Origin of the sequence: Cohnella sp. 56 (genome assembly GCF_037963805.1) — a bacterium.
In the GTDB taxonomy this organism is placed as follows: domain Bacteria; phylum Bacillota; class Bacilli; order Paenibacillales; family Paenibacillaceae; genus Cohnella.
Genome location: NZ_JAZDQE010000012.1, coordinates 208,467 through 220,534, shown reverse-complemented (window position 1 = coordinate 220,534; position 12,068 = coordinate 208,467). Strand labels below are relative to the sequence as shown.

Here is a 12,068-nt window from a genome sequence, read left to right as displayed (position 1 = left end):
TTGCCGCCGGCCTCATTTCCGATTGGCATCGTAATCGTACTTGGTCCGCTGGCCGAGCATGATCTTGTAGATATCGTCGTTCGTCGTCTTGGCGGCTGCCGCATAATCCTTGTACGGCCGGTCCGCGACGTTGACGAGCCCGGAGTTGTAATGCTCGCCCCAAGTCCCCTGCCAGTATCGCCCGAGCCCCGCCTGATCCACATAGTTGAACACGTTGGCTCCGACGACATAAGGCAGTGCGGCCGCGCCTTCCACATAGCTGCGGTAGCGCAATCCGCGCTGATACTGATCGTCCGCCGCCTTTTTGACCAGCTGCTCGAGTCCCTGCTCCGTCGTGCCGAAGCCGAACTCGCTCATGAGGATCGGCTTGCCGCTCTTCTTGTACAGATCGCTCAGCATATCAAGCTCAAGCTTGTGCGAGTAATAGTTGACGCTGACGACGTCGACGTACTTGCCCTCGGCCGCGGCCAGCATGCCGCGCAGCTTGTCGTCCCGGAAGGCGGTCACGAGCCAGCGGTCGCCGAGCAGCAGATGGTTCGGATCGTACTTGCGGTAGAGGCGGGATACCGTGCCGAAGAAACGGTCCAAATATTCCGCAAACAACGCGTTCATATCCTGCCAGGCCGCTGTCGTCGATACCGGAAGCGCGGCGTTTTTCAGCTCGTCGAACGACTTGTAGCGCGTCTTCCAGGCCGTATTGAACGCCGCGATCGTGACGTACTTGGCCTTGAGCCGCTCGACCAGCCTGCCCTTGATCGCCGCCTTGCTTGCCTTGAGCTTGGGCACCTGGGCAAAAAACTTCGTATAATCGTATTCGTTGCCGATAAAATAGCCGACCAGCATCGGATCGTCCTGATACGGCGCGACCGCCTGGGCGAACGCCTGATCCAGCTTGGCCTCCGCTCCCGGCGCGTAGATGTCGAACAGCGACAGGCCGTCGAGCTTGGCCCAGCTCATCCCCTCCAGGGGCAGCATCCGGACGTAAGGGAACAGTCCCTCCTCCCCGTACTTCTCCGGCGAGAAGGCGCCGATGCCGTTGAAGCCCCACTTTTGCAGCCGGCCGATCGCTTCCATATAAATATTGTGTTCCGTCGGAAAAAAACCGGTCTTGCGATACTTGTTCGCCACGTAGTAGGAGAAGCTGTCTGTCCCGAGATAGGCCGGCTTGTACTCGCCCGCATAGGGCGGCACATACTCGTACTTCGTCTCCCGCCCCTTCACGAGCGAATAGGTCTCGTTGGCCGTGACGCCGTTGACCGCGAGGCTGAAGTACAGATTGCCAGACGGCGTCGTCATGACCGGGCGGCCGTTCAGCTTCTGAATGGCGAAGTAGCCCTTCGCCTTCAGGCCGTACTTGGCCGCGCTCCCATCCAGACCGCCGTACGCGTCGCGGTCGGCCGGCGGCTCCAGGCTGCCGTAGTACGCGGCGTCGACCGCGACATCCGCGGCCAGCTGCAATTCGCTCGTCACCTTGCCCGTGAACTTCGCCGTCTCCATCTGGCCGAACCGGTCGAGCGTCACGTCCGCACTCGCATTGACCGGATAGCTGCGGACCGGGCTCGGCATGCGTCCGTCCTTGACGGCGTACGCCTCCAGCTGGTTGTAGCCCTTGAGCTGCAGCGGCGACTTGTAGAGCGTATAGTCCACTCCCTTGCTCAGCCGGTAGTAGATGCGGGCGCCCTCCGTCGCCGTGTCCAGCGTCGCCTGCACGCCGCCGGCGATCTTGGTCGTCGTCAGCGTCGCCGACGCCGTGTTCAGATTGATCGCCACCTCGGACAGCTGCGGCGTCCAGGCTTTGTCCTTGCCGAGCAGCTCGATCTTCAGATAACGCGTACCGGCGGGCAGTGCCATATTCTCATAGGCGTACGGCTGCCAGTTGTTCGCCGGATCGCCCGACGGATAGGACGCGGCGGGTATCTCCGAATACTGCTTGCCGTCTGCGGAGACGTAGAACTTCAGCTTCTTGAGCGCGAGCCCGGCAAAATAATAGCTGCGCACCGAAAAGGAAGTCATGTCGGCGTCCGACTTGTAGACGAGCATGCCCGGCGATACGGTGGCCCGCACGGCCCTGCTCGTATCCCCGCCGTAATAGCCGGGATTGTCGTGCGCGATATAGACGTTGGCGCGGACGTCGGTCAATCCGAAGTCTCCCAGCGGATCCCCGATGCCCGGCGCCGGAGAAGACGATATGCCGGCTCCGACGAGCGGATTCGCGGCCGCTGCCGCGTATGCCCGCAGTGCGAGCGAATGTCCGCCGGCGATGGCCCGGTCGGCCTGAATGTCGGCGTCGGCTTCATAGCCGTCGGCTCCGTCCCTTTGCCCGACCCCCGGGAACAGCACGGCAAGCATGCCGTACGCCAGGAGCCAGACTGTTTTCCTGCTCATGCTGCGGTGCTCCTTCCCGGCTTCCTTCCTATTAATATAGGAGGCTTGGCATCTCCTCTCTGACACCTTGATTCAGGCTTGGACGGCCGATGGAATAGTAGATGAATGCCGTACCGGCAAGATCCGCTTCCTTGAATACGTTGCGGCCGTCGATCAGAATCGGGCGGCGCAGCGTGTCCTGCAGCTCGTGCAGATCGACCCGCGCGAACGCCTCCCACTCGGTCAGCAGGCACAGCGCGTCCGCGCCGCGCGCCGCCTCCAGCGCGCTGTCGCACCAGACGACGTCCCCGTCCCCGTAGTGGCTGCGGAAGCTATTCATCGCGACCGGATCGTAGGCTCTCACCTGTACGCCGCGATCCGTCAGATGGCGGATGATCTCGTGTGCGGGCGACTCGCGCACGTCGTCCGTATTCGGCTTAAAGGCGAGTCCCCATACCGCGATCGTCTTGCCCCGCAGGTCGCCGCCGAAGATCGTCTCGAGCTTGGAGGGGATGCGCATGCGCTGATCCCGGTTCACCTCGACGACCGACCTTAGCAGCTTGAATTCGTACTCGACATGGCCCGCGATCTGGATGAGCGCACGCGTATCCTTGGGGAAGCAGGAGCCGCCGTAGCCGATGCCCGCGCCCAGAAAGGATGGGCCGATCCGCCGGTCGAGTCCCATGCCCGCTGCGACCTGGGTCACGTCTGCGCCGACCTTCTCGCAGATGTTGGCAATCTCGTTGATGAACGAGATCTTGGTCGCGAGGAAGGCGTTGGACGCGTACTTCAGCATCTCCGCGCTGCGGATGTCGGTCACCATGACATGGTTCGTCAGCGGCCTGTGCAGCTCCGCGACCCGCTCGGCGGCCGCGGGCGAATCGGCGCCGATCACGACCCGATCCGGCTCGAGCGTATCGCGGACAGCCGAGCCCTCGCGCAGAAATTCCGGCAGCGAGACGCTGTCGAACGGCACGTCGGTCCGCGCGCGGATCAGATCGCGCACCCGCTCGTTCGTGCCGACGGGGACGGTGCTCTTGACGGCGACGATGGCGTAGCCGTCCAGCGCGTCCGCGATCTCGGCGGCTGCGCCCTCGATGTAGGACAGATCGGCTTCGCCGCTCGGCAGCGGAGGCGTGCCGACCGCGATGACGACGAGATCCGCGCCGCGCACGGCTTCGCGCAGGTCGTGCGTATAGCGAAGCCTGCCCCCGGATACGCCGCGCCGGGACAGCTCCTCAAGTCCCGGCTCGTAGATCGGGATGCCTCCGCTCTGCAGCGTGGCGATTTTGTACGGATCCTTGTCGACGCAGACGACCGTATGTCCGAGCTCCGCGTAGCAGATGCCCGACACGAGACCGACGTAGCCGGCGCCTATAACCGCGATTTTCAAATCGACCCCTCCTATGTCTTGCAAAGCTGTACGATCTCGTCCCAGGCCAGCTCCAGCCGGACGATATCCTCTTCGATCAGCATCGTGCCGGTCTGCACCTCGATGATCTCGAGATCGGACTCGGCCAGCACGCTGTGCCGGCATTCCTTCGGTATCTGCAGCACGTCGCCCGCCGCGACGGTCTGCAGCCGCCCGTCGATCACGAATGTGCCGCGCCCGGCCATCACGGTCCACACTTCGTCCCGCAGGCTGTGGTATTGATAGCTCAGATTGCGCCCGGCAGCGATGAAGATGCGCTTGGTCAGCACCTCGCGGCCGTCCGGATATACGGCGTAGTCCAGGACGCGATAGCGTCCCCAGCGCCGCTCCTCGTACATCGGACGCTGCTCCGAGGACTTGAGCATGTCTTTGACGAGCGGGCTGAGCGACTTGTCGGCCACGAGGATGCCGTCCGGACTCGCCGCCACGATGACGTCGGACAGGCCCAGCACCGCGATCGGCACCTCCAGCTCGTTGATGACATGCGCGTTCGTCGTATGCGCCGAGATAAGCCCCTTGCCGGTGAGCGGGGCGGCAATCTCCTCGGTGAGCGTGTTCCATGTGCCGAGATCCTTCCACGCGCCGTCGTAGCGGACGGCCGCGATCCGGTTCGCCTTCTCGACGACCTCGTAGTCGAAGCTGATCTTGGGCAGCGAGCCGTAGCGCCGCGCCATCTCCTCGTACTGGATCGGCAGCTCGTGCGCGATCAGAATGTTGATGAGAAAGTCGAGCTTGAAGGCGAACACGCCGCAGTTCCACATCGCGCCCTGCGCGATCATCGCCTCGGCGTCCGCCTTGGACGGCTTCTCGCGGAAGCCGCGCACGGTATGGTATGGCCGGTCCGCGGCGCTCGCCTGCTCTCCGTCCGCATATCCTGCGGCCGCAGCCGGCTTCGCAGCCGCACCAGCGCCGCCCTCCGGCGCAGGCACAATGTACCCGTACTTCTCCGAAGGATAAGTCGGCTGCACGCCGATCAGCGCCAGATCGGCGCCCGACGCCGCGAGCGCGCCCTCGAGCCGCCCGAGCTCCGTAAAGAAGCGGTCGTCCACGTACGGATCGACCGGCATGACGACGACCGTCTCGGACAGGCTGATGCCCTCCATCGCATACAGGTATGTCGCCGCCAGCGCGATCGCGGGGAATGTGTCCCTGCGCTCCGGCTCGGCGATCAGGCGCACGTCGCTGCCGAGCTGTCCGTACAGAATCTCGACCTGCGATCTGCCCGTCGCCACATAGGCGTCGTTGCCAAGGCCCGCGTCCCCGATCTGACGCCATACGCGCTGAATCATCGATTCGGGCTCGCCGTCCGGATTTTTCAGCACCTTCAGGAACTGCTTCGACCGGGAATCGTTGGACAGCGGCCACAGGCGCTTGCCGGAGCCGCCCGACAGCAGCACGATTTTCATGCCATCCCCCCGCTCTGCATGCCCGCCTGCTCCGCCGCCAGCTTCGCGGACGCGATGCCCTGGGTCCAGGTGCGGTAGTAGCGGCCGTTTTTGCCGTAGGCATTGTCGAACAGAACGTTCGGCTTGTCCATCAGGCACGACAGTATATGGCCGTGCAGCCTGGACGTCTGTACGGTCCGGTACAACGCGAACCGGTCGACCGCCTTGCTCACGAGCCGATCCGAATATTTGCTCCAGATCTTGCCCATAGGCAGCTTGCCTCTCGAGAAACGCAGCACGTCGCCGAATACGCGGATCGAACGCTGCTCCGTCCGGCTGTACAGCGTCGCCCAATCCAGATCGTCGCCCGCGCGGCCATCCGTCAGCCGCTCCTGTCCGGCCGTCTTCTCGATGTCGGTGCGCATGAAGCGGAGCAGCTCCCGCTCAGGCTCGCTCCCGCCGCGGATCGGCCACAGCTGATGCGCCATGTCCGGAGACAGGTAGACGTTGCAGCGTCTGAACTTGTCCCGCGCCATGTCCAGCGACAGCGTGTCGCGGACGTACAGATGCACGTCGCGGTGCCGGTTCAGGATGTCCGCCGTCCGGTCGAACTCGCGCACGTCCTTGTAGTGGATCGTCTGCGGCAGGATGACGATGCGATGCTTCGGATAACCGGCGACGACACGCTCGCGCAGCTTCTGGTGCACGGGATACAGATCGCCGAAGTTGCCGCCGCCCTGCAGCACGATGATATGGTCCTTCGGCACGGACAGCCCGTCCGGGAAGTCGAACGCGCTGTACCTGGCCCGCACGCGGATGCCGTTTTCCTTGAAAAAGGCTTCCGTTCCCTTCATGATCAGCAGGTCTCCGCCGTTGGAGTATACGGGATAGTCGATGTAGTAGACGTTCGAGCCGGGCGGAATGACGTTCAATATAAGCCTCAGCCTGTTTTTGAGCTCATCCATCGGATGGCCCGGCGCAGTCGCGGTCGCGGTTTTCATTCGTTTTAAGCTCCTTCGCTCATATATCGTTGCTTGGCGCGCTTCGTGCGCGCCGCCCGCGCCGGGCTTCGTCGCCCGGAACGTCAGGATTGGGCCGTCCGGAACAGGCGCCCCGCCAGGAAGCGCCAGTCGTCGCGGGAGAACAGCATGCCGGAGACCGGCGCCTTGAATACGATCTTCATCGCCGCGATCGAGATGACGATCCGGCTGACCGCGCCCAGCAGCATCGCCAGTGCGATGCCCACAAGGCCATAGGCCGGCGCGAGCGCAAAGCACAGCCCGACGGTCAGCGCCAGCGCGATCGCCTGCCGCAGCACGACGAGACCGGGGCGCCCCATCGCATTGAACGAGGAGGCGAGTATCCACGATCCGCCGCCGACGACGCACTCGAGCGCGAGCAGGTAGAACGCCGTGTCGGCCTCGAGGAACGCCTGCCCGTACAGCAGTCCGAGCAGCCAGCGGCCGACGAGCACGCCCGGGACGAGCGCGGCCAGCATGACCGGGAAGGAGATGCGGAACGCGCGGCTCACCGTCGCGACGATCCGCTCCGGCGCAAGCCCGGTCACCTTCGGGAAGACGACGTTCGTGATCGCCGTCTGCACGATGTTGAACGTGCGGGACAGCGTGTACACGACCGTATAGAGGCCGAATTCCCGCGGCGCGAGCAGCGACAGGATGATCAGCTTGTCGCATTGACTGTACAGCGTGCCGAGCAGCTCGACGCCGTACACTCTGCCGCCGTAGCCGAACAGCGAACGAACCGCGGCTTTTCTGTCCGCGGGTCCGTCCGTTCGGTTCCGCGCGAGCTCCCGCCGCTGCCGGTACAGCGCCCAGCCGACGACGCCCAGGCTCGTGACGAGGAAGGCGACCGCGGCGGTCTGCTGCGACAGCTTGCCGCACGCCCACAGCACGGCCAGCCCCGCCAGATTGCTGAGCGGCACGTACAGCCGGAGGCCGTTGTACAGGTTGAAGTTCTCCGCGCTCTGCGCCAGCGCCGACAGCAGGTTGGCCGCCAGCAGCATCGGCAGCGCCAGCACCGTGTACCACTGGGCGACGCGCACGATAGAGTCCGGGTAGTTCCCGAGCCAAGCGGGCAGGCATATCCAGGCGACCGTGCCGGCCAGCAGGCATACCGGCAGCTGAACGAGGAAGCCTGCTCTGACGAAGGCCGACCCATGCGCCGGATGCGTGCGCTTGTTGTAGATGAGCGATGTCGGCAGCCCGAAGCTGAGCACGCCGGCGAGCAGCGTCGGCCAGAACTGGATCGCCGAGAACTCGCCCTTGCCCGCCACGCCGAACAGGCGCGCCGTCACGATCGAGGTCGCGGTGGCGAGCAGCACGATGAGCAGGTTGGCCGCGCTCGTCCGCGCGATCGCCGCCAGCGCCCCTCCGCCCTTCCACAGGCGTCCGAGCGCCCTCATTCGTACGTGCCCAGCACGCCGCTGATCAGCCCGTTGTTGTAGGCGATCCGGCTGACGTTGCGGAACACCCGCCGCTTGTCGTACAGCACCGGCAGCGAGAGCAGCACGAATACCGGCACCTTCACGATCGACAGCGCGAACATGCCGAGCTTGCCCCGCGAGCTGACCGCGCGGCTGACGCCCTGCCAGTAGATGCGGCGCAGCAGCCACTTGCGGCTGATCCGGCTGCGCGGAATCTTGTGCAGCACCGAGGCGTGCGGCGTGTAGTAGACCGAGTGTCCGGCGCGGATGCGGTCGATCAGCTCGGTCTCCTCGCTGGACAGCAGGTTGCTGCCCACCCGGCCCAGGTCCTCGCGGAACAAGGCGTTCATATCGAGCGCCGATCGGCGGAACGCCACGTTGGCGCCGAACGGGATCGCGGGCCGCCGCATCTCGACGACCTCGTCCGCGAAGTCGAGAATCGTGTAGAGCGTCCGGTTCTCGGGCGCCAGCCACGGAGGCGCTCCCCCTTCCCAGACGGGGTCGATCTTGCCGCCGACGCAGCCGATCCGATCGTCGCTATCGAATACGGCGACGATGCCGGCGATCCAGCCGGAGGAGGCGATCGCGTCGTCGTCCAGGAACAGCACGAACGCTCCGCTCGACTCGCGGATCGCACGGTTGCGGGCGACGGAGAGGCCGAGCCGCTCTTCGAAAATATAATGAACCGGGAACAGCGCGATTTTCTGAAATTCCAGCACCGTCTGCGCAGTCAGATCCGTGGAGTTGTTGTCGACGACGATCACCTCGAAGGCGTCGTCGAACCGCTGCGCGAGCAGGCTCAGCAGCGCCTCCCGCAGATCTGCCGCCCGGTTGTGCGTGCATATGGCTACCGTCGCTCTCATGCTTCCACCTCTTGTCGCGGCGCCGCTCCGGCATAGACGCGCATCATACGATCTGCGATCCGGTCCCAATCGAGCTCCCGGAGCTTGTCCGCGATGCGCGCCTCCGCTTCCTTTCTGTCCATTCGGATTGCCGCGCGCAGCGCGTCCGCCAGTCCGGCGGGCTCGTCAGGGTCGTACAGCACGCCGCAGCCCTCGGATACGTATTCGGCGAGCGAGCCGAGCCGCGGCGCGACGACGGGCTTGCCGTGCGACAGCGCCAGAATCGCGCTCCCGCTCGTCGTGATCTGCCTGTAGGGCAGCACGACCGCATCGGCGGCCGCCAGATAATCGGCCAGCTCGCTGTCGTCCACGAAGCGCGGATGCAGATGGATCGCGCCGCGCCCCGGATCGCCGGCGAAGCTGAGGTCGTATCCCGCATCGGCCTGTCCCGCGATCAGCAGCGCGGCGCGCGCGCCGTCAGCCGGGTCCAGCCCGCGATAGGCCTCGACGAGCCGGTCCACGCCTTTGTACGGATTGATGCGGCCGACGAACAGGAACAGGAAGCGGTCCTCGGGAATGCCGAACCTGGCCCGGATATCCGTCCCCTTGGCCGCATAAGCACCCACATAATGCCCGTGCGGCGTCACGGTCAGCTTGTCCTCGCTCACGCCGAATGCGGCGGCGGCTTCGGACCTGGCCGTCTCGCTCAGCGCGAACGCCCCGTCGCACAGCCGCAGCAGCCGTCGCCGCACGAAGCGGTCCCAGCGCGACCGGCCCGTATGCGGCCAGATGTTGTGGACCGTCCAGTACAGCCGTACGCCCATGCCCTTGTACAAGTAGAGCAGCATCATAAAAAACAGCGACTTCAGGACGGTCAGCGGAAATGTGGGCGCCTGATACGTATAGCTCGGCCAGTGGATATGAACAATGTCCCCTCTGCCGGGCTTGAACATCGAGGAGCGCTCGTAATGCTCGACGCGCAGCCCCTGCCGCTCGATCGACTGCGAGAGCAGCTCCGAATATTTGTTGTGCGGGCTCGTCTTGGGCCACATATATACCGTCGGCGCGCGCATCTATTGCACCTGCCCGATGGGGGCCGTCACGGCGAAGTCGCTACCGGCGGGCAGCGTCCTGGCGTACAGATCGAGATGCCGATCGAGGAGCGCCGCCTGGGTGAAGCCGCGGCAATGCGCGAGGCAGGCGGCCTGAATCCGCCGCTTGTCCGCGCCGGTCAGCGAATGGAACGAGAGAATCTTGGCCCGGATCGCCGCCGCGCTCCCCGGCGGGAACAGAAATTCCTCCGGGTCCCACACGGCGTCGGGGATGCCTCCGACATCGGTCGCGTAGACGGGCGTGCCGACCTGATACGACTCGATGATGACCCGGCCGAACGGCTCCTCCCAGATCGAGGGGACGAAGTTGACGTCCGTCTCGCCCATCAGGCGGCGGACTTCGGCCGGCTTCACCTTGCCGGGGAAGTGGAAGCGCGCATCGTGGCGGCAGCTCTCGGCAAGCTTGGCCCGGAGGCTGCCGTCGCCAGCAATGACAATCCGCTCGACGATGTCGGCCGGCAGCGACAGCGCCGCCTCGACCAGCTCGCGGACGCCCTTCTCCGGCTCGACCCGTCCGAAGCAGCCGATGCGCAGCGGCCTGCGCTCGAAGTCCTTGGCGCTCGCCGCGATCCCGCCCTCGACCGCGTTCGGGATGACCCGGCGCGCAGCGTCCGGGAACAGGCCGGCATCCGTATGGCGCTTCAGAATATGCGACGAGATGCCGACGACCGCCGATACCCGCCTGCTGAAGGCGCTCGACGACAGCGCGTACAGCCGCGCCAGCGCCGGATTGCGCAGCGGCGAGCTGACGGGCGACAGCAGCGAATAGTCTCGCAGCGTATGCACGATCGGCACGCCGAGCGAGTCCGCGGCCGTCCAGATGGCCGCGCCGAAGCCGGACAGATTTTGCGTATGGACCAGGTCCGGCCGGATGCGCTCCAGCCGTTCCCGCACGGCCTCGATCTGCCGCGGATTGTACAGATCGGTCAGCCGGCGGGCCGTCCGGCGCAGCACGCCGCGCCGCTGCGGATCGCCGATCCAGTACAGGCTGCCGTGCGGCAGGCGGTGCACCGTGACGCCTCCGATCCGCTCCTCCCGGACGCCTTCATCGCGGCGCTGTCCGCCGAGCGTCAGCACGTGGACGTCGGCGACGGAAGCGAGCGTCTCCGCCAGAATCTGCGTCGAGATTTCCGCGCCTCCGATGATATGCGGCGTGTACAAACTATTGATGATGACGATTTTCATGCGGTACGTTTCAACTCCCTATCGTTGTGCGTATCCCGTTCTGCCGGCAGGGCGGCCGGCCGTCCTTCAAAAAATCCGCCCCGGATCCATCCGATCAGCAGCCAGAAGTTCACGAAGGAATAGGAATCGAAGTTCATGACCAGCGACACGCACAGCGCGAACGCGAATTGGGCGAACGGGCTGCCGCGCGAGCTGCGCAGCGCCGCCGCCATAAAGCCGATAAACAACAGCGCCCCGAGCAGCCCTTCCTCGGCGAACAGCTTGGACCACAGATTGCGCGAGGTCGCCATCTCCGGGTGCTCGTAGACGAGGGTCTTGACCTCGGCGAACTTCAGCCCGTAGTCGAAGTGCCGGACGAGCAGCTCCGCGAAGTCGCGGTAATAGAAGCCGCCCCCCGCGCCGAAGATCGGATGCCGCCAGAACTCCAGCATGCCGATCGCCGGGAAGACGAAGCGCACAAAAAACGAATTGTCCTCGTGCAGCAGACGGTTGAAATTGAATTGGAACCGGTCCGTGAAGTAGCCGCTGACCTTGAGCGTCTCCAGCAGGTAAGGCACGCCGACCGCAACGATCAGGAAAATCGCGCCCAGCGCGAGCAGCATGCGCCCGCGGTACCGGTCGGCGAACAGCACGTATACGAGCAGCGCGGTCAGCAGCACGATGTACACGTAGGCGGAAAAGGACAGCACGAGCAGCAGCGCGCAGCCGAGCAGCGGCACAAGCGTCAGCTTGCGATAGCCTTCCCGGTACAGATAGAGCAGCACGAGACCGCCGCTCAGCAGATGGATGCCCGCCCAGGACGGCTCGCCCGACAGCATCTGGATGCGGCCCTTGTACACCTTTTCGGAAAACAATCCGGTCAGCGTGCCCGAGAAGCCGCTGTGCAGCACATAGGCGTCCACCAGTTGGACGAGCCCGGCCGCGAGCGGCGGGACGAAGCCGGCCACCAGGCAGACGGCGATCCGTCCGCGCAGCGCGGGGTCCGCTCGCGTCTCGGCGGCGACGTAGACGGCCACGCGATACATCGACAGGCCGAACAGCAGCGTCACCGTATGCTTGAGGCTGACGCCGGTGCCGCCGGTCGTCATGGAGACGAGCAGCGAATGCCCGATGCTGTAGCCGGCGAAGATCAGCAGCAGCGTGTCCGCCGCCTTGAACCGGAAGCCGGTGAACAACAGCAGCAGCGAAGCGGCGAACATCGGGAACATCGCGATCGGGCGATAGACGGAGAAATGGAAGTACGGAAGGCTGTCATAGGTGATGACCGCCAGCGAGATCAAAAACAGAGCGATGATCGCCGCACGA

General features: G+C 65.0%; 9 protein-coding genes. All 9 read right to left on the bottom strand.

Going from position 1 to position 12,068, the window contains the following annotated elements:
• Positions 1-12: 12 nt before the first annotated feature.
• Positions 13-2,385 (bottom strand): hypothetical protein, encoded by a 2,373-nt coding sequence (locus tag VQ071_RS20480; protein WP_340516057.1) that lies wholly within the window; start codon positions 2,383-2,385, stop codon positions 13-15.
• Positions 2,386-2,416: 31 nt separating this feature from the next.
• Positions 2,417-3,757 (bottom strand): UDP-glucose dehydrogenase family protein, encoded by a 1,341-nt coding sequence (locus VQ071_RS20475; RefSeq protein ID WP_340516056.1) that lies wholly within the window; start codon positions 3,755-3,757, stop codon positions 2,417-2,419.
• 11 nt (positions 3,758-3,768) lie between these two features.
• Positions 3,769-5,202 carry a sugar phosphate nucleotidyltransferase gene (locus VQ071_RS20470; RefSeq protein ID WP_340516054.1) on the bottom strand — a complete coding sequence of 478 codons (1,434 nt, stop codon included), beginning with the start codon at positions 5,200-5,202 and terminating at the stop codon, positions 3,769-3,771.
• The gene (locus VQ071_RS20465; protein ID WP_340516053.1) at positions 5,199-6,182 is read right to left on the bottom strand and encodes a polysaccharide pyruvyl transferase family protein; all 984 of its coding nucleotides are present in this window, start codon (positions 6,180-6,182) and stop codon (positions 5,199-5,201) included. Before VQ071_RS20465 ends, VQ071_RS20470 begins: the two co-directional genes overlap by 4 nt.
• A gap of 83 nt (positions 6,183-6,265) precedes the next feature.
• Positions 6,266-7,603 (bottom strand): lipopolysaccharide biosynthesis protein, encoded by a 1,338-nt coding sequence (locus VQ071_RS20460; protein WP_340516052.1) that lies wholly within the window; start codon positions 7,601-7,603, stop codon positions 6,266-6,268.
• Positions 7,600-8,487 (bottom strand): glycosyltransferase, encoded by an 888-nt coding sequence (locus VQ071_RS20455; protein ID WP_340516051.1) that lies wholly within the window; start codon positions 8,485-8,487, stop codon positions 7,600-7,602. The genes VQ071_RS20460 and VQ071_RS20455 overlap by 4 nt, the downstream gene beginning before the upstream one ends.
• Entirely contained in the window at positions 8,484-9,539 is a 1,056-nt protein-coding gene (locus VQ071_RS20450) for a glycosyltransferase family 4 protein (RefSeq protein WP_340516049.1), read from the bottom strand. Before VQ071_RS20450 ends, VQ071_RS20455 begins: the two co-directional genes overlap by 4 nt.
• Positions 9,540-10,763 carry a glycosyltransferase family 4 protein gene (locus VQ071_RS20445; protein WP_340516048.1) on the bottom strand — a complete coding sequence of 408 codons (1,224 nt, stop codon included), beginning with the start codon at positions 10,761-10,763 and terminating at the stop codon, positions 9,540-9,542.
• Positions 10,760-12,043: an O-antigen ligase domain-containing protein gene (locus VQ071_RS20440; protein WP_340516046.1), complete on the bottom strand. Its 1,284-nt coding sequence runs from the start codon at positions 12,041-12,043 to the stop codon at positions 10,760-10,762. The genes VQ071_RS20445 and VQ071_RS20440 overlap by 4 nt, the downstream gene beginning before the upstream one ends.
• Between the last annotated feature and the right edge of the window lie 25 nt (positions 12,044-12,068).